Annotated in this window: 21 protein-coding genes; 11 read left to right on the top strand and 10 right to left on the bottom strand. The window is 61.6% G+C overall.

Annotated elements, in window-relative coordinates; genetic code table 11:
- Window positions 1-165: 165 nt before the first annotated feature.
- Window positions 166-1,587 (top strand): cache domain-containing protein, encoded by a 1,422-nt coding sequence (locus AB4X18_RS17495; protein ID WP_370401291.1) that lies wholly within the window; start codon window positions 166-168, stop codon window positions 1,585-1,587.
- Window positions 1,584-2,228, top strand: a complete 645-nt coding sequence (locus AB4X18_RS17490; protein ID WP_370401290.1) for a response regulator transcription factor — start codon at window positions 1,584-1,586, stop codon at window positions 2,226-2,228. Before AB4X18_RS17495 ends, AB4X18_RS17490 begins: the two co-directional genes overlap by 4 nt.
- A gap of 81 nt (window positions 2,229-2,309) precedes the next feature.
- Here the strand turns inward: AB4X18_RS17490 and AB4X18_RS17485 are convergent, their stop codons facing one another.
- Window positions 2,310-2,591, bottom strand: coding sequence for a hypothetical protein (locus AB4X18_RS17485; RefSeq protein WP_432816839.1), 282 nt, complete (start codon window positions 2,589-2,591; stop codon window positions 2,310-2,312).
- A gap of 485 nt (window positions 2,592-3,076) precedes the next feature.
- Here AB4X18_RS17485 and AB4X18_RS17480 point away from each other — a divergent pair, with 485 nt between their 5' ends.
- The 3 genes from AB4X18_RS17480 to ilvN are packed head-to-tail and all read left to right on the top strand — an operon-like array spanning window position 3,077 to window position 5,899.
- Entirely contained in the window at window positions 3,077-4,828 is a 1,752-nt protein-coding gene (locus AB4X18_RS17480; protein WP_370401288.1) for an acetolactate synthase 3 large subunit, read from the top strand.
- Window positions 4,825-5,328 carry a hypothetical protein gene (locus tag AB4X18_RS17475; protein ID WP_370401287.1) on the top strand — a complete coding sequence of 168 codons (504 nt, stop codon included), beginning with the start codon at window positions 4,825-4,827 and terminating at the stop codon, window positions 5,326-5,328. The genes AB4X18_RS17480 and AB4X18_RS17475 overlap by 4 nt, the downstream gene beginning before the upstream one ends.
- Before the next feature lie 10 nt (window positions 5,329-5,338).
- Window positions 5,339-5,899, top strand: coding sequence for an acetolactate synthase small subunit (gene ilvN, locus AB4X18_RS17470; RefSeq protein WP_370401286.1), 561 nt, complete (start codon window positions 5,339-5,341; stop codon window positions 5,897-5,899).
- Between the two features lie 37 nt (window positions 5,900-5,936).
- On the opposite strand, the gene AB4X18_RS17465 is transcribed toward ilvN, so the two are convergent.
- On the bottom strand, window positions 5,937-6,305 hold the full coding sequence (locus tag AB4X18_RS17465) for a hypothetical protein (protein ID WP_370401285.1): 369 nt from the start codon (window positions 6,303-6,305) through the stop codon (window positions 5,937-5,939).
- A 229-nt stretch (window positions 6,306-6,534) separates the two neighbouring features.
- On the opposite strand from AB4X18_RS17465, the gene AB4X18_RS17460 reads away from it, so the two are divergent.
- The 3 genes from AB4X18_RS17460 to AB4X18_RS17450 all read left to right on the top strand — a co-directional run bounded on the left by AB4X18_RS17460 (window position 6,535) and on the right by AB4X18_RS17450 (window position 8,840).
- A complete protein-coding gene (locus AB4X18_RS17460) occupies window positions 6,535-7,332 on the top strand; it encodes a helix-turn-helix domain-containing protein (RefSeq protein ID WP_370401284.1) in 798 nt (265 codons plus the stop codon).
- A gap of 108 nt (window positions 7,333-7,440) precedes the next feature.
- Complete coding sequence (locus AB4X18_RS17455; protein WP_370401283.1) at window positions 7,441-8,601, top strand: aromatic ring-hydroxylating oxygenase subunit alpha; 1,161 nt, start codon at window positions 7,441-7,443, stop codon at window positions 8,599-8,601.
- A complete protein-coding gene (locus AB4X18_RS17450; protein WP_370401282.1) occupies window positions 8,598-8,840 on the top strand; it encodes a hypothetical protein in 243 nt (80 codons plus the stop codon). Before AB4X18_RS17455 ends, AB4X18_RS17450 begins: the two co-directional genes overlap by 4 nt.
- On the opposite strand, the gene AB4X18_RS17445 is transcribed toward AB4X18_RS17450, so the two are convergent.
- On the bottom strand, window positions 8,833-10,242 hold the full coding sequence (locus AB4X18_RS17445; RefSeq protein WP_370401281.1) for an amidase: 1,410 nt from the start codon (window positions 10,240-10,242) through the stop codon (window positions 8,833-8,835). The genes AB4X18_RS17450 and AB4X18_RS17445 overlap by 8 nt on opposite strands.
- A gap of 76 nt (window positions 10,243-10,318) precedes the next feature.
- Window positions 10,319-11,443: a peptide chain release factor 2 gene (prfB, locus tag AB4X18_RS17440; protein ID WP_370401280.1), complete on the bottom strand. Its 1,125-nt coding sequence runs from the start codon at window positions 11,441-11,443 to the stop codon at window positions 10,319-10,321.
- 175 nt (window positions 11,444-11,618) lie between these two features.
- On the opposite strand from prfB, the gene AB4X18_RS17435 reads away from it, so the two are divergent.
- The gene (locus AB4X18_RS17435; protein ID WP_370401278.1) at window positions 11,619-12,242 is read left to right on the top strand and encodes a LysE family translocator; all 624 of its coding nucleotides are present in this window, start codon (window positions 11,619-11,621) and stop codon (window positions 12,240-12,242) included.
- A gap of 23 nt (window positions 12,243-12,265) precedes the next feature.
- Here the strand turns inward: AB4X18_RS17435 and AB4X18_RS17430 are convergent, their stop codons facing one another.
- From AB4X18_RS17430 to AB4X18_RS17420, 3 genes are all read right to left on the bottom strand, one after another.
- Window positions 12,266-14,815 carry a penicillin-binding protein 1A gene (locus tag AB4X18_RS17430; protein WP_432816838.1) on the bottom strand — a complete coding sequence of 850 codons (2,550 nt, stop codon included), beginning with the start codon at window positions 14,813-14,815 and terminating at the stop codon, window positions 12,266-12,268.
- A 98-nt stretch (window positions 14,816-14,913) separates the two neighbouring features.
- A complete protein-coding gene (locus tag AB4X18_RS17425) occupies window positions 14,914-16,128 on the bottom strand; it encodes an N-acetylmuramoyl-L-alanine amidase (RefSeq protein WP_370401277.1) in 1,215 nt (404 codons plus the stop codon).
- A gap of 64 nt (window positions 16,129-16,192) precedes the next feature.
- Entirely contained in the window at window positions 16,193-17,335 is a 1,143-nt protein-coding gene (locus AB4X18_RS17420; RefSeq protein WP_370401276.1) for a pyridoxal phosphate-dependent aminotransferase, read from the bottom strand.
- Window positions 17,336-17,431: 96 nt separating this feature from the next.
- Between AB4X18_RS17420 and AB4X18_RS17415 the strand changes: the two genes are divergently transcribed.
- Entirely contained in the window at window positions 17,432-18,175 is a 744-nt protein-coding gene (locus AB4X18_RS17415) for a DsbA family protein (protein WP_370401275.1), read from the top strand.
- Between the two features lie 6 nt (window positions 18,176-18,181).
- Window positions 18,182-18,967, top strand: coding sequence for an isocitrate lyase/PEP mutase family protein (locus AB4X18_RS17410; protein WP_432817433.1), 786 nt, complete (start codon window positions 18,182-18,184; stop codon window positions 18,965-18,967).
- A gap of 6 nt (window positions 18,968-18,973) precedes the next feature.
- Here the strand turns inward: AB4X18_RS17410 and ispG are convergent, their stop codons facing one another.
- From ispG to hemA, 3 genes are all read right to left on the bottom strand, one after another.
- Entirely contained in the window at window positions 18,974-20,101 is a 1,128-nt protein-coding gene (ispG, locus tag AB4X18_RS17405; protein WP_370401273.1) for a flavodoxin-dependent (E)-4-hydroxy-3-methylbut-2-enyl-diphosphate synthase, read from the bottom strand.
- Between the two features lie 86 nt (window positions 20,102-20,187).
- Window positions 20,188-21,456, bottom strand: coding sequence for a helix-turn-helix domain-containing protein (locus AB4X18_RS17400; RefSeq protein WP_432816837.1), 1,269 nt, complete (start codon window positions 21,454-21,456; stop codon window positions 20,188-20,190).
- 120 nt (window positions 21,457-21,576) lie between these two features.
- Window positions 21,577-22,800 carry a 5-aminolevulinate synthase gene (hemA, locus tag AB4X18_RS17395; protein WP_370401272.1) on the bottom strand — a complete coding sequence of 408 codons (1,224 nt, stop codon included), beginning with the start codon at window positions 22,798-22,800 and terminating at the stop codon, window positions 21,577-21,579.
- Between the last annotated feature and the right edge of the window lie 9 nt (window positions 22,801-22,809).

Raw genomic sequence — 22,809 nt, 5'->3', positions numbered from 1 at the left:
CCGAATTGAAAATACCAACTACTGCGTAGGACAGGTTATCTTGTTCATTTTTCGCATTTTTTTCCGCGAATCCCCCCGTTTGCCACGGCCGGATACCACCAGCCTGCGGTTGAATGGGGCGAAAGGCTTTGCATTGGCGCGGTTTCAGCGTATCGAATCATTGCTATGTTGCGTCGCCTGCCACAGATCGCCCTGTCATACGGTCAAAAGCTGACCCTGCTGGCCGCCCTGCCCCTTGTGGTCGCAGTGGCGCTGATTGCCGTGCTGGTGGCGCTGCAATCCCGCGCCGTGGCAGAACGCGAGATCAACCTGCTCGAATATCAGCTGATCGAGGCGAAGAAGGCCGAACTGCGCAATTACGTCACGCAGGCCCGTAACGGGTTCTATTTCATTTACGGCAGCGCCGCGCCCGATGATGATGCCGCCAAGGCACAGGTTGCACAGATCCTGTCGGCCATGATCTTTGGCGATGAGGGCCAGTTCTTTGTCTACGACTACGACGGCAACGCGCTGGTCAGCCCCCGCCAGACCGAACGGATCAATACGAACTGGACCGGCCAGACCGACAGTCAGGGCACGCCCGTGGTGGATGAACTGATCCGCATCGCCCGTGACGGCGCAGGGTATCACTCCTATCTCTGGCCCAAGCCCAGCACCGGCGAAGAAGCACGGATGATCACCTATGTGACGTCCTTTCCGTCATGGCGATGGGCGGTGGGAACAGGCGTGTTCATCGATGACGTGCTTGCGTCGGTCGCGGCGGCCCGTGCCGACGTGGAAACAAGTGTCCAGCGCACGTTTGTCTACATCGGCGCAATCACCCTTGCCGCCCTGCTGGTTGTCTTCGGCACCGGTATGCTGATCAATCTGCGCGAACGCAGACTGGCGGATGCCAAGCTCAAGCGCCTGACCCAACGCGTGTTCGATGCACAGGAAGAAGAACGCGGCCGTGTGGCGCGCGAACTCCATGACGGCATCAGCCAGATCCTTGTCGGCGTGCGCTATGCGCTCGACAATGCCCGCCGCCGGTTGGATCAGGGCAAGGACGGCGCGCAGGAACCGCTTGAAAAAGGGATCGGTTCGCTGGGCGAGGCGATCAGCGAAGTCCGCCGGATCAGCCGCGATCTGCGCCCCGGCGTGCTGGATGATCTGGGGCTTGGCCCCGCCATCAAGACACTGACCGAAGACTTTGCCGCCCGCACCGGCATTGCCTGCGACTTTGAAACGGTGGTCTTTCGCAACCGGCTCGATAACGATGCGCGCATCGCCCTCTATCGCATCGCGCAGGAAGCGCTGACAAACATCGAACGCCACGCGGGTGCGACGGCGGTCGCGGTGGACCTGCGCGGCCACCGGCGCGGCGCCACCCTGCGCATCAGCGATAACGGCCGCGGCATGCCCGCCACGAAACGGGCCGCGGGTTTGGGCCTGCGCAACATGCAGGAACGCATGGAGCAACTTGGCGGATGGCTCCGCATCTCCGAGGCGCGCGGCGGCGGCACCACCATCGAAGCCACCGTCCCGCTCAGCCACATGCTGACCCCGCAAAGCAAGACAACCCCTGCCCCGAAAGTAGCTGCCGAATGACAACCCCTGCCAAAGTCCTGATCGTCGATGATCACCCGATGGTTGCCGAAGGCATCCAATCGATCCTCGAAAGCTATGACGATATCTGCGTGATCGGCACCCTGACCAATGGCAAGGCCGTGATCGACCAGCTGGATGCGCTTGATCCCGATGTCATCCTGATGGATCTCAACATGCCGGAAATGGGCGGTCTCAGCACCACGGAGATCGTTCTGGAACGCCGCCCCGACACGCGCATCGTGATCCTGTCGATGCACGACAACCCCGAATACATCTCCTCCGCGCTCAGCCACGGGGCGATGGGATATCTTCTCAAGGACGTGCCCACCGATGAGATCAAACAGGCCATCGACGTCGTGATGGGCGGGGAGCGGTATTTGTGCACCGGCGCGCAGGGCTCGATCAAACCCAAGGATCACCCGGCCCGCGAAGCGCTGACAGAACGCGAACAGACGATCCTGTTGCAACTGGCGCAAGGACACTCCAACAAGGACGTCGCCATCGCGCTGGATATCTCCGTGCGCACGGTCGAAACGCACCGCAAGAACATCAAGCGCAAGCTGGGCATTTCCAGCACCGCGGGGCTGACCCGCTATGCGCTGGAGCATGGCGTATTGCAGGGCACGGGCGTCGAGTTCTGAAAATCCACTGACCCACAGGAAAACCCCTCCGACCGGATCGCCGAAGGGGCTTGAAGTGCTTCAGATATGTCAGGCCCAGCCCTAGCTGTCGTCAGCCGGGGGGGTGATGCTGACACCGGGCACCGTGACGATCTTCTCTTCCATCGTCACGTCCACTTCCGGAACGGTCACGTCCACTTCTTCCTGCGTCATCGTGATCGAACCGACCTCTGCGTCATAGGCGGGCAACTGGCCCTCTTCCACGATAACATCCACGGTCGGCAGACGGGTTTCCTGTGTCTGATCCACGTCGATCATGTAGAAACCGGCGGCGGCCAGAAGCGCCACCACAGCGGCACCAGCGATAATTGCAGCGGTTTTCATCTCATCTCTCCTTCATTCAATGCGGGCACGTTGCCCTGTTGCCCTCTCAACATGTTGAAAGCGCACAAGGTTCCAAAATTCCCGCTTTTCAATCCATGTCGTCGCCTGCCAAACGGTCATTGGCGGGTGGCGGACCTGCCGACCGCGCCCCGTGCGGTGGTCCCGCGCCCTCCGATCCGGCACCATATTTGCCAAAATGTCGCACATGACCCGGCCAGCGAAAGAATATGTCGCATTATTTCCACTACAGGACATAAATTTCATCGAATTGCCTGTTGACGCCCTCCTGCGCCGCTCATAATGTCCACGCACGCTTGAAGGAGCACACCATGACTACCCTAGTCGTCATTGTAGGAACCACGCGCATGGGCCGGTAACGGTTAACCACAATCAGACCCATGCGCCCCCGTCTTACCACCGGGGGCTTTTTTATGCGCACACGAAACACGACCCATACTTTACCATCTGCCTTACGGAGACAGACCATGACACGCCAGATGACCGGAGCCAAAATGATCGTCCAAGCCCTGATTGACCAGGGTGTGGACACCGTATTCGGATACCCCGGCGGCGCTGTCCTACCCATCTATGATGAGGTCTTTCAGCAGAACTCCATCAAGCACATCCTCGTACGCCATGAACAGGGCGCGGTGCATGCCGCCGAGGGATATGCCCGCGCCACCGGCAAACCCGGTGTGGTGCTGGTGACCTCCGGCCCGGGTGCGACCAACGCAGTGACCGGATTGACGGACGCGTTGATGGACAGCATCCCGCTGGTGGTTCTGACCGGTCAGGTGCCAACCTTCATGATCGGATCGGATGCCTTTCAGGAAGCCGACACCGTCGGCATCACCCGCCCCTGCACCAAGCACAACTGGCTGGTGAAGGAGACCGACAAACTGTCCGGCGTCATCCATGAGGCGTTCCACGTGGCCACGTCAGGCCGCCCCGGCCCGGTGCTGGTGGACATCCCCAAGGACGTGCAGTTCGCCACAGGCACCTATGCGCCCAAGGCACCCTCCACTTCCCGCTACCAACCGCAGGTGAAAGGCGATCTCGAAGCGATCACCGAACTGGTCGCCGCGATGGAAAAGGCCAAGCGCCCGATCTTCTACACCGGCGGCGGCGTGATCAACTCCGGCCCCGGTGCCTCGCAATTGCTGCGTGAACTGGTGGAGGCGACGGGCTTTCCCATCACTTCCACCCTGATGGGCCTTGGATGTTATCCCGCGTCAGGGGACAAATGGCTGGGCATGCTGGGCATGCACGGGCTTTATGAAGCCAACATGGCGATGCACGACTGCGATCTGATGATCAACATCGGCGCGCGCTTTGACGACCGCATCACCGGCGTTGTCAGCGCCTTCAGCCCCAAGTCGAAGAAAGCGCATATCGACATTGACCCCTCCTCGATCAACAAGGTCATCCGCGTGGACATCCCGATCATGGGTGACGTGGGCCATGTGCTTGAAGACCTGCTGAAGGTGTGGAAATCCCGTGGCCGCAAGACCAATTCGGAAAGCGTCGCCAAATGGTGGCAACAGATCGAGGAATGGCGCAGCGTCGATTGCCTGAAGTTCACGCAAAAGGGCAAGGTGATCAAACCGCAGCATGCGCTGGCCCGGCTTGAGGCGCTGACCAAGGACCATGACCGCTACATCTGTACCGAAGTGGGCCAGCACCAAATGTGGGCCGCGCAATACCTCGGCTTCGAAGACCCCAACCGCTGGATGACCTCCGGGGGCTTGGGTACGATGGGCTACGGCTTCCCGGCCTCCATCGGTGTGCAAATGGCGCACCCGGAGGCACTGGTGATCAACGTCGCGGGAGAGGCATCGTGGCTGATGAACATGCAGGAAATGGGCACGGCGATGCAGTACAACCTGCCCGTCAAGCAGTTCATCCTGAACAACGAACGCCTTGGCATGGTACGCCAGTGGCAGGAATTGCTGCATGGGGAGCGGTATTCGTCCTCATGGTCGGAATCCCTGCCCGATTTCGTGAAACTGGCCGAGGCGTTTGGGGCGAAGGGTATCTTGTGTGACAACCCCGATGATCTGGACGATGCGATCATGGAGATGCTGAACCACGACGGCCCAGTGATCTTCGATTGTCTGGTGGAAAAGCACGAAAACTGCTTCCCGATGATCCCATCCGGCAAGGCGCATAATGAGATGATCATGGGCGAGGTGGATACGCAGACCGCGATTGATGCTGAAGGTAAGGTGTTGGTGTGAGCGAAAGTATCGCTGAAAAACACACTCTGTATTCCTCTATTCGCGAGGAATACATTGAATATGTCTTCCTTTCAGAAATCTGCTCAAACGCGTGGGCGGCAGACAAATTTATATCCATTGCCAGATCTCAAACAGATGCATTTGGATATGACGTAATTCTCACCTGCGACGGAATGTCCAGACATGTTCAACTCAAAGCTATGGCGGAAGGCGGGAAAGCGTCGTTTCAAAAGGTAAACACCGGTTTGAGCAAAGCTCCTTCTGGGTGCGTAGTCTGGTTAATCGTGGATCGAGACAGGCTTCAGATAAAGTCTATTGGCTGGTTCGGCGCTAAGCCGGGAAAACCCCTGCCTGATTTGGGCGATGAGATCGCAATGCACAATAAGGGCAACAAGGATGGATTGAAAAAAGAAAGGCCGAACATTCGTAAGGTCAAGAAATCCAGATTCGAATGGTTGGATAATACCGACCAACTTATTTGTCGGTTGTTTGAGCAATAGGAAATCACACATGTCAGCCCTAAAAATCAAAAAAGGCGCCACCAGCCACTCCGCCTACAACCTAAGGCCCACCTTTTCGGACGTGATCGAACGGCACACCCTTGCCGTGCTGGTGGAAAACGAACCCGGCGTTCTGGCCCGTGTCATCGGCCTCTTCTCCGGTCGGGGATACAACATCGACAGCCTGACGGTCGCGGAAGTCGACCACACCGGGCACCTCAGCCGCATCACCATCGTCACCTCCGGCACGCCGCAGGTGATCGAACAGATCAAGGCGCAGCTGGGCCGCATCGTCACCGTGGTCGAGGTGCACGACCTGACCGTTGAAGGCGCCAGCGTCGAACGGGAACTGGCGATGTTCAAGGTGTCAGGCAAGGGCGACCACCGGGTCGAAGCCCTGCGGCTGGCCGATATCTTCCGCGCCAACGTGGTCGACAGCACTCTGGAAAGCTTTGTCTTCGAGATTACCGGCGCGCCGGAAAAGATCGACGCCTTTGCCGACCTGATGCGGCCACTGGGTCTTGTGGAAGTGGCACGCACCGGTGTCGCGGCGCTGTCGCGCGGCGACTAGGCGCTGCGTTCAGATACAGCGCTGGCCTGATGAATGATCAGGCCTCTCGCGCGGGGCGCAATGCAGGCGCATCCAGGGTCGCACGATGTGTATCCAGCGCAACGATGTTGGCACAACGCGATGTGTTTGCAGCCTGGCTGGGGCTGGTCTGCACCTTCTTCGCGGTTTGACGCAATTGCGCAGGCAGGCTCTTGCCCACGTGCTGCACCAGCACCTGCGGATTGCTGGCCCGGCGCATCCGACCCTCATACGCGACGTCAAAGCTCAGCATGTCTCCCGCAACAAACAGCCGACCGCCCACATGTGGCTCTTCTGTTTGTTCAAAGTATGCCAGATCACCCTGATCTTCGCACCAGAATACAGCTGATTTTCCGTCTGGATCGCTCCAAAGCACAACACCGATCATTATCGTCCATCCATTTTTGTCCCTAAAGTGGACAATAGCCACGATTACGTTGCACGCGAAACGTGCATAGCACTGACAAGACGGCGTTTTTTGTGTCGGTCAAACGGGAGAGGTGTCGCGCAATAGCGTCAAACTGATGCACAACCAGCGTCAGTTACGGTTTTACACCCGCACCAGACCTGCTATCGACCACTAAACACGTGGATGTAAAGAGACCCTTAAAGCAAGCATGAAAACGACACCTTCTTCACCAGCCGAACTGCGTGCCATGTTCGGGGCGAACCTGCGACGGCTTGCGGCCGGGTATCCCTCGATCTCCGATCTGTCCCGGCAATTGCACATCAACCGCACACAGTTCAATCGCTACCTCAGCGGTGAAAGCTTTCCGCGTCCAGATGTTCTGGCCCGCATCTGCGCTTTCTTCGATGTCGATGGCCGCGTGCTGCTGGAACCGGTGGACCAGATCAGCAACAGCGACGACCCGATCAGCAATCCCTACCTGCGCGATTATGTGGGTGCAGGCGCGCAGGACGTGCCCGAAGACGTCTTTCCAAGCGGTTTTTATCGCTTTGCGCGACGCAGCTTTGTCAAACAGGACATCTTCGTTGCGGCACTGGTCTTTATCAGCCGTCAGGGCAGGACCACCTGCATGCGCGGCTTCGAAGCCAGGGAAGCGATGCAGATCCAGGATCTGCCCACCACCCCTGTCGCGCGCGAATTCCGCGGATTGGTCATGCAGCAGGAAGACGGGATCAGCCTGTTTGTCTCCCGCCACAACGCGATGACCTGCTCCTACAACTACCTCAGCCGGGTCGCTTCGTTTGAGAACAACTTCTGGGTCGGCTATGTCACCCGCACCGTGCCCGAAGCCGCAGGCGAAGTGCGCGCAACCCGGCTTGTGTATGAATATCTGGGCAAGGAATTCTCCGCCGCCCTGCCTGCCGCGCGCGAGGCGGGATATTGCACCGCAGAGGAACTGCCGCCCTTTCACCGTCGCCTGTTGCGGGTGGATACGCCCTTTTCCTGATCAGCCGCGCCATGTCGCCCCTGAAAAAGTCGAAGTCGCAGACAGGAAGGCCATCGCGCGCGTGAATCCGCTAGGATGTCTCCAGAATATACCAAGGGGACCCAAGCCATGTCAGCACCTTCCACCGATCTGAGCGGCGTCCGTCAGCCCATCGCACAGGCCAATGGCCTGCCCAACGCACATTATATCGACCAGGCCGTCTTTGCCGAGGAACGCGAAGCGGTGCTGTTTGACAACTGGGCGGGCCTTGGCGTGGCCGCGGACGTGCCCGAGGTGGGCGATGCGGTGCCGATGACGTTTCTGGGCATGCCGCTCTTTATCGTGCGCGACCGCGAAGACAACGTGCGCGTCTTTCAGAACACCTGCCGCCACCGGGGCATGATCCTGATCGAGGAACCGCGCCGCATCGAAGGGGCGATCCGCTGCCCCTATCACAGCTGGTGCTATGCCACCGACGGCAGGCTGGTCAGCACGCCGCACGTGGGCGGGCCGGGCCAGAACACCCACGAAGGCATTGACCGCGCGCTGCTGGGTCTGGTGGAAATCCGCAGCCACATCTGGATGGATGTGATCTATATCAACGTGTCCGGCACCGCCCTGCCCTTCGAAGAGGCCCACGCAGATCTGATGGCCCGCTGGGCCGAGTTTGACAAACCGCTTCATCACGGCGGACCAGAAAGCAAATTCACACTTGATGTGGCCTGCAACTGGAAACTGGCGGTGGAGAACTACTGCGAAAGCTATCACCTGCCGTGGATACATCCCGGCCTCAACAGCTATTCCCGGCTGGAAGACCATTACCACATCGAAGCCCCGCTCAGCTACTCAGGGCAAGGCACGCTGGTCTACCGGCAGTTGACCGACGAGGATGGCCGCGTCTTTCCCGACTTCGACGGGCTGAGCGACAAGTGGGACACCGCCGCAGAATACATCACCGTCTTTCCCAACGTGTTGCTGGGCGTGCATCGCGATCATGCCTATTCGATCATCCTTGTCCCGCAAGGCACGGAACGGACGCTTGAGAACATCAACATCTACTACCCTTCCCCCGATACCGACAAGGCGCTGCGCGCCCGCAACGCGCGGCAATGGAAGGACGTTTTCGTCGAAGACGTCTTTGTCGTTGAGGGGATGCAGCGTGGTCGGCATGCGCCCACGTTTGACGGGGGCCGCTTTTCACCGGCGATGGACGGGCCGACACACCTGTTCCACGATTGGGTCGCCGCCCAGATGGAGCGCGCGCGCGCCACGCCGCACGCAGCGGAGTGACAGAGCTTGACGCGGCGTTGCTGGCAGCCCACCGCACAGACGACAAGGCCGCACTTGTCACGCTTTATCAGCAAGCCGCAGCGCAGGCCAACGCCGCCGAGGCAGAGGCGTTCTATTTGACCCACGCCCATGTCTTCGCACTGGAAATCAATCATCCCGATCAGCACAGGCTGCGCGCCAGGTTGATCGACGCTGGCCGCGAGGCCCCACTGGGCCCCGCCCGCCCTCCGCTCAGATAACCGGGCGACGGGCGTTCGGCCAATCGGTCAGATCGTGCCACTGCTGCGCCAGTTGCAAAAGCCGCCCCTCCGCCCCGCGCGGCCCGATCAGTTGCAGGCCCGCAGGCAGGCCGTTGTCGCCAAATCCGATGGGGATGTTCACCACAGGCAGGCCCACCAGGCTGGCCGGGATCACCACCTGCATCCAGCGGTGATAGGTGTCCATGTGCACCCCGGCGATCTCCTTGACATGTTCCATCCCGACCTCGAACGGCCAGCACTGCGCCGAAGGCAGCACCAGCACATCGATCTCCCGAAACAGATCCATGCAGCAGTGATACCAGTCTGATCGCGCAAGACTGGCCGTGTTCAGCTCTGTTCCGGTCAGCGTCATGCCGCGCGCGATTTCCCACTGCGCCGAGGTCTTGAGCCGGTCGCGCGTCTCCGCGTCGGCAAACAGCGGATAAAGCCCAGACGCGATTGAGAAAGACCGCAGGTCGGTCCAGCTGTTCCACATCCGCGCCGCATCGAAGGGCGCCGCGACATCGCTGATCTGATGGCCCAGCCCACCGATCTGGCGCAGCGCGGCCTCGCTCAGCGGCAGGATGCCCTCCTCGAACGGCAGTGCGCCGCCCCAGTCCCCCAGCCACCCGATCCGCAGGGTGCCGGGCGGTTGCGACAGCATCGGCAAGGTCGCTTCCGCCGCCACGCTCAGCGGCTGCCCTGCCAGTGGCCCGGTCATCGTATCCAGCAGGGCGGCCAGATCAGCGGGGGTGCGCGCCATCGGACCAAGTGTGGCTAATTGATGCATGAACACATCGCCCACCGGATCGGACGGCACCGTGCCCCAGGTCGGGCGCAGACCGTAAACGTTGTTCCAGCCTGCCGGATTGCGCAGCGACCCCATCATGTCGGACCCGTCAGCCACGCTCAGCATCCCCGTGGCCAGCGCCACCGCCGCACCGCCCGACGATCCCCCCGCCGTCCGGCCATGGTCATAGGGGTTCACCGTGGTGCCATGTACCGGGTTGAACGTGTGGCTGCCCAGCCCGAATTCCGGCACGTTGGTCTTGCCGATCACGATTGCCCCTGCATCGCGCAGCCGTGCGACCATCGGCTCATCGTAATTCGCAACCTGTCCGGCAAAAAGCGGCGACCCCATGGAGGTGGGCAGCCCCCGGGCGTGGGCAAGATCCTTGATGGCAATCGGTATCCCGTGCAGCCAGCCCTTGCGCGGGGCGTCCTGCACCGCGCGGGCCTCTCCCATCAGGTCATCCCGGTCGCGCAGGGACACGATGGCGTTCAACGCCCCATTGACCGCCTCGATCCGGTCCAGCGTGGCCTCCATCAACTCCACGACGGCAAGACGCTGGTCCTTGATGGCGACGGATCGTTCGAGGGCGGTCAGGTCAAGACAAGTCATCGTTGGACAAAAGCAACTAACGCAGCGTCAAGCAAGCCCCATTCGTGCGATCCGGACCCACCCGACCCGGTGCAGATCAGTCGCCCTGTGCCTCCGCGCGGCTCTTGCCGCTGACCGCAAGCGCCAGCGTCGCCCCCATCAAACCGTCCAGATCACCGTCCAGAACGCCCTTGGTGTCGGATGTCTCGTAATTGGTTCGCAAGTCTTTAACCATCTGGTAAGGCTGCAAAACATACGACCGGATCTGGTTGCCCCAGCCCGCGTCGCCCTTGTTCTCGTGCATCTCGTTCACCGCGGCGTTCCGACGGTCCAGTTCCAATTGGTACAACCGGCTTTTCAGCGCCTTCATGGCAATGTCGCGGTTCTGGTGTTGTGACTTTTCCGAACTGGTCACCACGATGCCGGTAGGCGCGTGGGTGATGCGCACCGCAGAATCGGTGGTGTTCACGTGCTGCCCGCCTGCACCGGAGGATCGGTAGGTGTCGATGCGGATGTCCGCCGGGTTCACCTCGATCTCGATGTTGTCATCCACCACCGGATAGACACCCACCGATGTGAAGGAGGTGTGCCGCTTGGCGGCTGAATCGAACGGGCTGATCCGCACCAGCCGGTGCACGCCGGATTCCGATTTCAACCAGCCATAGGCGTTGGGACCGCTGATCTTGTAGGTCGCGGACTTGATCCCCGCCTCTTCACCGGCACTTTCGGACTGCAATTCAACCTTGTAGCCCTTCTTCTCGGCCCAGCGGGTGTACATCCGCGCCAGCATCGCCGCCCAGTCGCAGCTTTCGGTGCCGCCGGCACCTGAGTTGATCTCAAGAAACGTGTCGTTGCCATCCGCCTCACCGTCCAGCAGTGCTTCAAGCTCCTTCTGCGCGGCCTTGCCGGCAAGGGCCTTCAACGCGGCTTCGGCTTCGGTGACGACCTCGTCGTCCTCCTCCATCTCCCCCAGTTCGATCAGCTCGACGTTGTCGTTCAGCTCCTGCTTGATCCCCTCATAGGTCGCCATGGCGTCGACCAGCATCTGCCGGTCCCGCATCAGCTTTTGTGCCGCATCCGGATCGTCCCACAGGTTCGGGTCTTCAACACGTGCGTTGAATTCCTCCAGCCGGTGCGGCGCGGTTTCCACGTCAAGACGCTGCGCCAAAAGCTCCAGCGACTTTTCGATCTGTTCCGCGATATTCTGTGCCTCAGCGCGCATTGTGTCTGCCTCGAAAACTCTTTGGACCGAGATAGACCAGCACCGCCCCGCGAACAAGGTATTGCTGCGCCGGGGCGCGGTCGAACATCTGTGCCGACGCTTGCACATCCTTCTTCTCGACCATGACGCGGAATACTGGCAGACTTTGCCAAACCAGATGTGAGAACCTGACGCCATGGACCCCGTTCTTTTTGCCGCCTACCTGACAACGACACTGCTGTTCCTTGCGGTGCCGGGACCTTCCGTCGCCTTTGCAACGGCACAGGCCGTGCGCCACGGATCGCGCGCCGCCTATGTGGCCGTGGCAGGCGATGCGCTTGGCACCATGGTGCATGTGGCCGTGGCCGTTGCGGGGCTGACCGCCCTTGTCGCCCTGTCCGAACTGATCCTGCCGTTTCTCCAGATTGTGGGCGGGGTGTTCATCCTTTTCATGGCGTGGCACGCGTTTCGCAGCATGGGCCACCCGGTCGCGGAGGTGCCGAAGCGATCGAACCGCGCAACCTTCTGGGCAGGCTTCTTTGCCTGCGTCACCAACCCCAAGGCGATCGTGTTTTTCGTGGCGCTTTTCCCGGCGTTCATCTCGCCGGATCACAATGTGCTGTTGCAAGGCATGGTCTATGGCACCGTATTCATCGTGCTCGATGCGATCTCCATCCTCACCTACGCGCTGCTGACAAGCGCCGCTGTCAGGCGCACCACCACGCGCTGGCTGACAGCGGAGATGCTCAGCGGGCTGGGCCTGCTGGGTGTGGGAACCGCGATGATCGTGAAGGGATACCGCGCGATCCCGCAGCACTAGGCGTTCATCGGTTCAGACCGCCCTCAGTACAACCCACCCGATGAAAGCGTGCCAAAGCTGGCCTTGGGTCCAACCGTCGCCTTGCGCCCGGTCGACGTTGTGACCTGCCGCGCTCCGCCAACCTCTTCGACCAGCGGCAGATCGGCCCCCATGGCAAAGCCGCCGTCGAACATGATGCCAAAGATCGGCTCCTCGCCCGAGCGGAAGCATTCGGCCACGACATTGTCACCTGATGCCTCATCGCTCAACCGGGCGCCGGTGAAACGGTCGATCTTGATGAAATTGCAATCCTGCGGCACCGCGAATGGCCCGCCCCCGTATTTCTTCACGGCCTGTGACATGAACCGCTGGAACACCGGGCCGCACATGCCGCCCCCCGACGCGCCCTTGCCCATGGGACGGGGCGTATCAAAGCCGATGTAGCAGCCCGCGACGATATTGCTGGTGAAGCCCACAAACCAGACATCCTTGGCCTCGTTCGTGGTGCCGGTCTTGCCCGCCGTGGGCACGCTCAGATTGACCGATTTGCGTGCCGTGCCGCGATCCACCACGCCCTTCATCATCGACGTCAGCTGGTAAGCGGTGACCGGGTCCATCACCCTTTCACGGTTGGAAATCACACGCGGCGCCTGCCCCGGCGCAAGATCGACAGTCTTGCAGTCGTTGCAGATGCGTTCGTCATGGCGGTAAACGGTGCGGCCATATCGGTCCTGCACCCGGTCCACCAGCGTCGGCTGCACCCGCTCCCCGCCATTGGCGAACATCGCATAGGCGCTGACCATCTGGTACAGCGTCGTTTCCTGCGACCCCAGCGCATTGGCCAGAACCGGGCTCAGGTCATCGTAAACACCGAAGCGTTCGGCATAGCTGCCCACGACATCCATCCCGACCTCCTGCGCCAGCCGGACCGTCATCAGGTTGCGCGATTGTTCAATCCCCGTGCGCAGGGGCGTCGGCCCGTAAAACCGGTTGGAGGCGTTCTTGGGCCGCCACACACCCTGCGGCGTGTCGATCTCGATCGGGGCATCCACAACGATGGTCGCCGGCGAATACCCACTGTCCAGCGCGGAGGCAAAGACAAACGGCTTGAAGCTGGAGCCGGGCTGCCGCCGGGCCTGCGTGGCACGGTTGAACACGCTCGCCTGATAGGAAAAGCCGCCCTGCATGGCGATCACCCGGCCCGTGTCGACGTCCATCGCGACAAAGCCGCCCTGCACTTCCGGCACCTGCCGCAGCGTCCAGCGGATGAATTCCCCGCTGTCGTTCGCCGTCATCCGCCGCACCAGCACCACATCGCCCACAGCAACCAGATCACCCGCAACCCGCGCCTTGCGCCCAAGTGTGCCATCCTCGTTCTGCTTGCGCGCCCACTGTGCGTCCTTGGCCGGGATCCAGTGGCCATCCGCATCGTCTTCCACGCCCTCGATCCCGATGCGCGCATCATTGTCGCCCACTTCCAGTACCACCGCCGGATACCACTGGCTTTCCAGATCAATGTCCCGTGGCACCCGCAGGTCAGCCAGTGCCGCGCGCCAGCTTTCCTCGGTCTCCAACGCCTCGACCGGCAGGCTCTGCCGCGTCCCGCGCCAGATGCCCCGACCCCGGTCGTATTGTTCCAACTGCCGCCGCAGGGCATTGGCCGCAATCGGCTGCATCTCGTTGTCGATGGTGGCGCGGACGGTCAGACCGCCAGTGAAAAACTCGCCCTCGCCAAAGTCACGGCTCAACTGGCGGCGGATTTCATCGGTGAAGTAATCGCGTGGCGGCAATTCCGCCTTGAAGCTTTCAAAGTCACCGTTCTGCACCGACCGGAGCGGCTGCGCCTTTTCCTCGGCATAGACTGCATCGCTGATATAGCCGTTCTCGTTCATCTCCCGCAGGACGAAATTGCGCCGCTGCAACAGCCGCTCCTTGCGGCGGACGGGATGATAATCGGAAGGCGCCTTGGGCAGGGACGCCAGAAAAGCCGCCTCATGGGGGGCCAATTCGCCAAGTGTCTTGTTGAAGTACGTCTGGCTGGCCGCCGCCACGCCATAGGAATTCTGGCCCAGGAAAATCTCGTTCAGATACAATTCAAGGATCTTTTCCTTGTCCAGCGTCTGTTCCAGCCGGGCGGCAAGGATGATTTCCTTGATCTTGCGTTCCGCCCTGCGATCCCCCGACAAAAGGAAGTTCTTCATCACCTGCTGCGTGATGGTGGAGGCACCGCGCACATCGCGTCCGCGTGAACGCACCGCATCGACAGCCGCCGCACCGATGCCGCGCAGGTCATACCCGTCGTGGACATAGAAATTCTTGTCCTCGGCAGAGATGAACGCCTGCTTGATCAGCGGCGGAATGGTATCGGCCGGCGCGAACAGACGTCGTTCCTCGGCGAATTCGTCAATCAGCTTGCCCTGTCCGGAATAAATGCGGCTGATGGTCGGCGGGGTGTATTGCGCCAGGCTTTCGTGACTGGGCAGGTCGCGCCCGTACATCCAGAAGACCGCACCAAGGGTCAGGGCCACCATGAAGATGCCCATGGTCAGGGTGGTGAAGATGCCCCCGAAAAAGGACAGGATGAAACGGAACAAAGCGTCAGGCCCTCACGATAACCACATGACACATATATGACTTGTGCGCGGCAGGGTCAAAACACCTCTGCGTGCCCTTCGGCCATTCCTTGCGCAGGTCATTGGCGCACCAGCGCGCGGCGCGCCGCATCCAGGTCGCGCCACTTCAGGATGGCATCCGCCATCGCGTTGACCATCACCGACCGCCACACGGGATCACGCAGGTTCGCCAGATCACGCTTGGAACTGAGAAAACCCACTTCGACCAGAACGGACGGGATATCCGCCGATTTCAACACCGAAAAACCCGCATGGCGCAGCGGACGTCGGTTCATCGGGCCGCCCGCCTCTGTCATCCCCTCGATCAGCACCTGTGCCAGCGTCGCCGAACGCGGTTCGGTTTCCTGTCGGGCCAGATCAAGCAATACGCTGGTGATCTGATCATCCGACCCGGTCAGATCCGCGCCTGCGATGATGTCGGATCGGTTGTGCCGCGCGGCCAGATGCGCGGTCGCCGCATCGCTGGCCTCGTCCGACAGGGTATAGACCGTTGCCCCCTTGGCCCCGCCCTGCATCAGGTTGTCCGCATGCAGCGATATGAACACATCCGCCTTGGCCTGATGGGCAATGGCCACCCGACGTTCCAACGCCACAAAGACATCTTCGTTGCGGGTCAGCACCGCCTCCACTCCGCTGCGCCGCAAGGCTTCCTGCAGGGACCGCGCAAAGCTCAGCATCAGTTCCTTTTCGTTGACCCCGCCCGCCTCCGCGCCCGGATCAATGCCACCGTGACCGGGGTCCAGCACCACGGTAAACCGCGCCTCGTCGGGGTCTGGCATTGGTGGGGGTTTGGTCAGGGCGGCGGTCCAGGCGGGATCGACCGGCGCGCCTGCGGCGCTGGCATATTCCTCGGCAGTGACCTCCTGAAGGGTGATCTGCAATTGCGCGGAGCCGCTGCCGTTCTCCACCGGCATGCCGATCTCGCGCGGGATCATCGGGGTGGCCAGATCGGCCACCAGCCGCGACCAGCCGGGCTGAAATGCGCCAAAGCGTACCGCAGCCACGCGGTCAGTGTCCCCCAGCACGGCGGCGGGGTCGATCCCGGACCAATCGGCTTCCCGAAAATCCACCACCAGCCGCGCCGGTGCGTCCAGCAGGAACACCCGGAACGGCACACCCTGGCTCAGCCCGACGGTCAGCGTGGTCTTGCCCAGCCAGCCATCGCTGATCCCGCTTCTGTCCGGGTCCACGCGCGCCAGCGCCGACAACTCCTGTGCCGCCGCCATCTGCGCACACAAAACCATCGCCATCACCAGATGAAATACTGCCCGCATCTCTGCCCCGCTTTGCGCAAGTTGTTGGCGTCAGCCTAACAGGTCTGGTCGGCCCAGACCAGCATTAGCGGGCCGCCATGAACGCCTTGAGCCGTGCCAGCCCTTCCTGAATGTCAGCCGTGCTGCGCGCATAGGAAAACCGCAAGGTACCATGCCCGCGTACGGGGTCGAAATCCAATCCCGGCGTGACCGCAACGCCCGCCTTTTCAAGCACTTCAGCGGCAAAGCTGCGGCTGTCATCTGTCAGGGCGGACACATCCGCATAGACATAGAACGCCCCGTCCGGCGGCGCGATATCGGTGAACCCTGCGTCCTTCAGCCCCGCAATCATCAGATCACGATTTGCGTGATAGACGGCCATGTTGGCCTGTAATTCATCCTCGCAATCCATCGCCGCAAGGGCCGCCACCTGTGCCGCGTGCGGCGCGCAGATGAACAGGTTCTGCGCCAGCCGTTCGACCACGCGCACATGATCCTGCGGCACCACCATCCAACCCACGCGCCATCCCGTCATCGAAAAATACTTCGAAAAGGAATTGATCACGTAAAGATCATCGCTGATCTCAAGCGCCGTCACGGCCTTCTTGTGATACTCGATCCCGTGATAGATCTCGTCGGAGATGAACGCCGCCCCCTGCCCCTGCACCGCCTCGATCAGCGCTGCCAGGCTGGGTTTGTCCAACATCGTTCCAGTGGGATTTGCCGGGGAGGCCACCATCAACCCTGCCAGATCCTGCCCCGCCAGGTCCGCCGCGACCGGTTGATACCGGTTCTCCGGCGCGGTCTGCAAATCAACCGGTGTCAGCGCCAGCGCGCTCAGGATCTGGCGATAGCTCGGATATCCCGGCGCGCCAATGCCCACCCTGTCCCCCGTATCGAACAGCGCGGTGAAGGCCAGGATGAACGCGCCCGATGACCCCGGCGTGATCACCACCCGCGCGGGATCCAGATCGACGTTGTACCATTCCGCATACATTCGCGCGATGCGCGCGCGCAACGCAGGCAGCCCCAGCGCCACGGTATAGCCCAACGCGCCCTGCTCCATCGCCCGCGCCAGCGCGTCGGTCGCCCCCTTCGGCGCGCCGGTGCCCGGCTGACCCACTTCCATGTGGATGACGTGACGGCCAGCTTCCTCGGCCCGGGCGGCGGCGGCCATCACGTCCATCACAATGAAGGGATCGACTTTTGACCGGGTTGATACGCGCATGGGCTTGCTCCTAGAGTGCGGGCATGTAGATTGCGCCCGTTGTCACCACCTCTTTCATCCGCCGTCAACCCACGCTTCCCCCGAAAGGCCCGCCTTATGTTGTCCCGCCTGATTGCCCCTGCTCTTGCTGCTCTGATTGCCCTGCCTGCGGCCGCAATGGACCTCAAGGCCCTGACCGATGAAGAACGCGCGCTCTTCCGGGCCGAGGTCCGGGCCTACCTGATGGAAAACCCGCAGGTGATCATGGAGGCAGTCGAACTGCTGCAGACCCGCGAAGCCGAACAGCAGGCACAGGCGGACCTGAACCTTGTCTCCGACAATGCCGACGCCCTCTTCAATGACGGCTATTCCTGGGTCGGCGGCAACCCTGATGGCGATATCACGCTGGTCGAATTCCTCGATTACCGCTGCGGATACTGCAAACGCGCCCATGGCGAAGTGGCCAAACTGCTGGAATCAGACGGAAACATCCGCCTTATCGTCAAGGAATTCCCGATCCTCGGGGATCAATCCGTGCTGGCTTCCCGCTTTGCGGTGGCGACCAAGCAGGTCGCGGGCGGCGACAGCTACAAGGCGGTGAACGACGCGCTGATGTCCTTCAACGGCGACATCACCCTGCCCGCCCTGCGCCGTCTGGCCGACACCTTCGACCTTGATGCCGACGCCATCGAAGCGCGCATGGACAGCGAAGAAGTCACCCGCGAAATTGCCGAAACCCGCGCCCTTGCACAGCGCATGCGCATCTCCGGCACGCCGACGTTCGTGATGGAAGACGAAATGCTGCGCGGCTATCTGCCCTATGATCAGATGCAGGCGCTGGTGGCGGAGAAACGCGGGTAGCGCGCCATCTTCGCCCAACTGCATACCTCCGGCAAACCGCTTCTGATGCCGAACCCGTGGGACGCGGGAAGTGCCGTGATGCTGAAAGCGATGGGATTTCAGGCCTTTGGGTCAACCAGTGCGGGCGCGGCATACACCGCCGGGCGGCCCGAAGGCACATTGTCGCTGGATGAAATGCTCGACGCGGCGGAAACGCTGGCGCGGGTCAGCGGCCTGCCCGTTTCCGCCGATCTTGAAAACGGGGGCAGCGATACGCCGGAGGCGGCAGCCCACGCGATCCGGGAAGTCGGCAAGCGCGGATTGGCAGGCGCATCGATCGAGGATTGCGCCCCCGGCGTTGCCACCTATCCCATGGCGCTCAGCATCGCGCGGGTCGAAGCGGCGGTTGCCGCGGCCAAAGACACCGGCGTGGTGTTGACTGCCCGTGCCGAAGGGTTGCAAGGCGATGCGCCTGATCTGGAGGACATCTGCACTCGGATCAGCGCTTTTTCGAAGGCGGGCGCGGATGTCGTCTTTGCACCCGGCCTCACAGACGCGGACATGGTGCGGGCGGTGGTCAAGGCCGCGGGCGACACCCCGGTCAGTGTGATCCTTGGCGCACCTTATGGCGCGTTGACCGTCGCGCGGCTTGCCGACCTGGGTGTCGCGCGGATCAGTCTTGGGTCATCTCTGGCGCGTGCAGCCTACGGTGGCGCTTTAACAGCGGCGCGCAACCTTCTGGAAAAAGGGTCTTTCGCCCTTCCGGAGAATACATACAGCTTTGATGAGATCGAAGCACTGCTGCGCGGCTGACGCAGGCTACTCCGCCGCGTCCTGTGCCCCTGCCGCTTCCAGTTCCGCCGCCTTCTTCTCCACCTGTTCGACGATATGATCGATCATGCTGGCGTTGTCCTGCTTGTGGCTCTGCTTGCCCGCCAGATACACCATGCCGGACCCCGCCCCGCCGCCGGTGAAACCCACATCCGTCATCAGCGCCTCTCCGGGGCCGTTGACCACGCAACCGATGATCGACAGGCTCATCGGGGTCTTGATATGCTCCAGCCGCTTTTCCAGCGCCTCCACCGTCTTGATCACATCAAACCCCTGCCGCGCGCAGGACGGACAGGAAATGATATTCACGCCCCGGTGCCGCAACCCCAATGATTTGAGGATTTCATAGCCCACCTTGACCTCTTCCACCGGGTCCGCCGACAGCGACACACGGATCGTGTCCCCGATCCCCATCCACAGCAGGTTCCCCAAGCCAATCGCCGACTTGATCGTGCCCGAGGTCAGCCCGCCGGCCTCGGTGATGCCAAGGTGAATGGGCGCATCCGTCGCCTCGGCCAATTGCTGATAGGCGGCGGCGGCCATGAAGACATCCGACGCCTTGCAGCTGATCTTGAATTCGTGAAAATCGTTGTCCTGCAGGATCTTGATGTGGTCCAACCCGCTTTCGACCATCGCGTCCGGGCATGGCTCGCCATATTTGTCCAACAGATGCTTTTCCAGCGATCCGGCGTTTACGCCGATGCGGATCGAACAATTGTGGTCGCGCGCGGCCTTGATCACTTCCTTGACGCGCTTTTCGTCCCCGATGTTGCCCGGATTGATGCGCAGACAGGCCGCACCTGCCTCTGCCGCTTCGATCCCGCGTTTATAATGGAAATGGATGTCCGCCACGATCGGCACGGAAACCTCCCGCACGATCTCCTTCAGCGCCTTGGAACTTTCCACATCCGGCACGGAGATCCGCACGATATCCGCGCCCGCCTCTGTCGCCGCGTTCACCTGTGCGATGGTCGCCGCCACATCGGTGGTCAGCGTATTGGTCATGGTCTGCACAGTGATCGGGGCGTCACCGCCCACCGGTACGTTGCCCACCATGATCTGCCGGGACGTGCGGCGGTAGATATTGCGCCAGGGTCGGATGTGGTTCAGCGACATGAAAGCACCTCGGAGCAGGACAGCGTTGCGCTATCGTGTCTAGTCAAGCTTACGGGTGGGTGCAATGGCGACAGCGGCCAGCCGCGTCACTGTGTCTGACAGGGCAGTGCCGCCAGAACAGCAGCATCCGTGTCGGTCTGTGCAAGGTCGGCAAACATGGTGTTCAGGGCCTGATCCTGTGTGGGATCCACCCGGTCATACAGCTCCGCCAGCGCCTGTTCATGGAGCGGCAGGTTGGAGGTCACCGATCCCCGGGGGCCTACGGGGCCAAAACATCCGTCCGCCATCGCGAAATAAAGCGCGCCGGATTCGCCCGTGCGCAAGATGGGCGGTTCTTCCGTGGCGGGCACGTCCCAGGTATCGCCGGGTTCCATGATGCCTTCGAAGATCACGGTGCCATCGGCGGCGCGCACACGCACCCAGGATGGATAGGCCGCGACCATGCGCAGCGGCGCGGCAAGTGTTTCCACCACCTGAGGCACCGCACCGGTTCCGGGCGCACCGGACAACGGCTGCCTCGGGCCTTGGGCGACCTGTACGGGGCTGTCGGCGGTGGGTTCCTCGATATTGGCAAAGTTGCCAACCGAACGGGGGTCAATCGTCGCAATCGGCGCATCCCGCGCCACCAACACCGGCACATCAAGCGCTTGCGGGCGGTACAGCCGGTCCAGCGCTTCGACACGCGGCGCTTCCATGACCCTTGGCACATCGGAAGCCCCTGTCACATCAGGCGTTTCCGCCTGACCCAGCGCGCCATCCAGCGGATCGAGATCGGACAGGACGACAGGCGTCTGATCGACCGGGGCGACCTGCACACGCTGCACTTCCTTCAGCACGCTCCACCCGCCGAAACCGATCGCGCCGATCAGCGCGACCAGCACGACCATCGATCCAATTGCGGCAGGTTCGATCTGACTGAAGACGCTTTCGCGCACCGGCGTAAAATTCTTGGATCGCGCGAAAAGCTCCGCTTCGGCGTTGCGGGCCTTGCGATCCGCGAAGGAGCTCTTCTTGATAACGGAGGCTTCGGCGGACATGCCATGCGCGACCGAAAAGCCGGATTCTGCGCAGAATGTTTCAAACGCCTTGTCGGGATCCATGCTCAGGTAACGGGCATAGGACCGGACATATCCGGCGATGAAACCGGGCGTGTCGAACGCATCCGGGTCACAGTTTTCGATGGCAGCGATATAGGAGGCCTTGATGCGTAATTCGCGCTGCACATCCAGCAGGGACTTGCCCATGGTGGCACGTTCGCCGCGCATGATGTCCCCGAGGCGCAGATCGAAGGCGTCAAACCCTTTAGGTTCAACTTGTTCTTCTTCAACGATCCTGGAGGACCACCGCCCGATCATGCATACGCCCCGCGTTAATCTGCCTTTAACCTTAGTCCGAAAACGACCCCTCGATTCGGATTTGGCCTTTTGTTTCCGCTATCGTATCATAAGGCAACGGGAATTACGACTTTATCAAGGTTACCCTGCGGCCTCGGCGCGATTTAGCGCACAATGGGACCACAACCCGTCCATCGCATTGACAAGCGCGTCCATCTCTTTCGGTCCATGCACGGGCGACGGGGTAAACCGCAACCGTTCGGTCCCGCGTGGCACCGTGGGGAAATTGATGGGTTGTGCGTAAATACCGTGATCTTCCAATAACATATCGGACAACATCTTGGTATGAACCGGATTGCCGACGATCACCGGCACGATATGGGAGCCATGATCGATAATGGGAAGTCCCAGGCCTTTGAGACGCAGTTTAAGCGCTTTTGCCTGCTGCTGATGCTTCTCGCGCAGCAACGGTGTCCGCTTGAGATAGGCCACACTTGCAGCGGCCCCCGCCGCAACTGCGGGCGGCAAGGATGTGGTAAAGATGAAACCGGGCGCATAGGACCGGATCGCGTCGCACATCCGCGCGGAGGCGGCGATATAGCCACCCATCACGCCGTAGGCCTTGGCCAGGGTGCCGTTGATGATGTCGAGCCGGTGCATCAGGCGATCGCGTTCCGCCACCCCTGCGCCGCGCGGGCCGTACATGCCGACCGCGTGCACTTCGTCGATATAGGTCAGCGCGCCGAATTCATCGGCCAGATCGCAGATCTCTTCAATCGGGCCGAAATCACCATCCATGGAGTAGATCGATTCGAAGGCGATCAGCTTGGGCGCATCCGGATCGTCGGCTCCCAGCAGTTCGCGCAGATGTGCCACGTCATTGTGACGGAAAATCCGCTTGGCCCCGCCATTGCGGCGCACCCCTTCGATCATGGAGGCGTGGTTCAACTCATCCGAATAGATGATCAGACCGGGAAAGAGTTTCGGTAGCGTCGACAGCGTCGCGTCATTGGCGATGTAGGCCGAGGTAAACAGCAGGGAGGCTTCCTTGCCATGCAGGTCCGCCAGTTCCGCTTCAAGCCGCTTGTGGTAGACGGTCGTGCCGGAGATGTTGCGCGTCCCGCCGGAGCCTGCACCAGTAGCATCCAGCGCTTCTTTCATCGCCTCAAGCACCACCGGATGCTGCCCCATGCCCATGTAGTCGTTACCACACCAGACGGTGATTTCCCGCTCTGTCCCGTCGGGGCGGGTCCAGACGGCATGGGGGAACTGGCCCTTGCGGCGCTCGATGTCGATGAAGGTCCGGTAGCGGCCTTCGTCATGCAGGCGCGCAATCGCCTCATCAAGCTTTGCTGTATAGTCCATGCGCGTCTC

It is taken from the genome of Sulfitobacter rhodophyticola (assembly GCF_041281685.2).
In the GTDB taxonomy this organism is placed as follows: Bacteria; Pseudomonadota; Alphaproteobacteria; order Rhodobacterales; family Rhodobacteraceae; genus Sulfitobacter.
This window is presented reverse-complemented; position numbering and strand designations above follow the sequence as displayed.

Bases quoted from the DNA above. Each gene is read 5' to 3' on its own strand.
- AB4X18_RS17495 (WP_370401291.1), top strand. From the start codon at position 166: ATGTTGCGTCGCCTGCCACAGATCGCCCTGTCATACGGTCAAAAGCTG.
- AB4X18_RS17490 (WP_370401290.1), top strand. From the start codon at position 1,584: ATGACAACCCCTGCCAAAGTCCTGATCGTCGATGATCACCCGATGGTT.
- AB4X18_RS17485 (WP_432816839.1), bottom strand. From the start codon at position 2,591: ATGAAAACCGCTGCAATTATCGCTGGTGCCGCTGTGGTGGCGCTTCTG.
- AB4X18_RS17480 (WP_370401288.1), top strand. From the start codon at position 3,077: ATGACACGCCAGATGACCGGAGCCAAAATGATCGTCCAAGCCCTGATT.
- ilvN (WP_370401286.1), top strand. From the start codon at position 5,339: ATGTCAGCCCTAAAAATCAAAAAAGGCGCCACCAGCCACTCCGCCTAC.
- AB4X18_RS17465 (WP_370401285.1), bottom strand. From the start codon at position 6,305: ATGATCGGTGTTGTGCTTTGGAGCGATCCAGACGGAAAATCAGCTGTA.
- AB4X18_RS17460 (WP_370401284.1), top strand. From the start codon at position 6,535: ATGAAAACGACACCTTCTTCACCAGCCGAACTGCGTGCCATGTTCGGG.
- AB4X18_RS17455 (WP_370401283.1), top strand. From the start codon at position 7,441: ATGTCAGCACCTTCCACCGATCTGAGCGGCGTCCGTCAGCCCATCGCA.
- AB4X18_RS17445 (WP_370401281.1), bottom strand. From the start codon at position 10,242: ATGACTTGTCTTGACCTGACCGCCCTCGAACGATCCGTCGCCATCAAG.
- prfB (WP_370401280.1), bottom strand. From the start codon at position 11,443: ATGCGCGCTGAGGCACAGAATATCGCGGAACAGATCGAAAAGTCGCTG.
- AB4X18_RS17435 (WP_370401278.1), top strand. From the start codon at position 11,619: ATGGACCCCGTTCTTTTTGCCGCCTACCTGACAACGACACTGCTGTTC.
- AB4X18_RS17425 (WP_370401277.1), bottom strand. From the start codon at position 16,128: ATGCGGGCAGTATTTCATCTGGTGATGGCGATGGTTTTGTGTGCGCAG.
- AB4X18_RS17420 (WP_370401276.1), bottom strand. From the start codon at position 17,335: ATGCGCGTATCAACCCGGTCAAAAGTCGATCCCTTCATTGTGATGGAC.
- AB4X18_RS17415 (WP_370401275.1), top strand. From the start codon at position 17,432: ATGTTGTCCCGCCTGATTGCCCCTGCTCTTGCTGCTCTGATTGCCCTG.
- ispG (WP_370401273.1), bottom strand. From the start codon at position 20,101: ATGTCGCTGAACCACATCCGACCCTGGCGCAATATCTACCGCCGCACG.
- AB4X18_RS17400 (WP_432816837.1), bottom strand. From the start codon at position 21,456: ATGATCGGGCGGTGGTCCTCCAGGATCGTTGAAGAAGAACAAGTTGAA.
- hemA (WP_370401272.1), bottom strand. From the start codon at position 22,800: ATGGACTATACAGCAAAGCTTGATGAGGCGATTGCGCGCCTGCATGAC.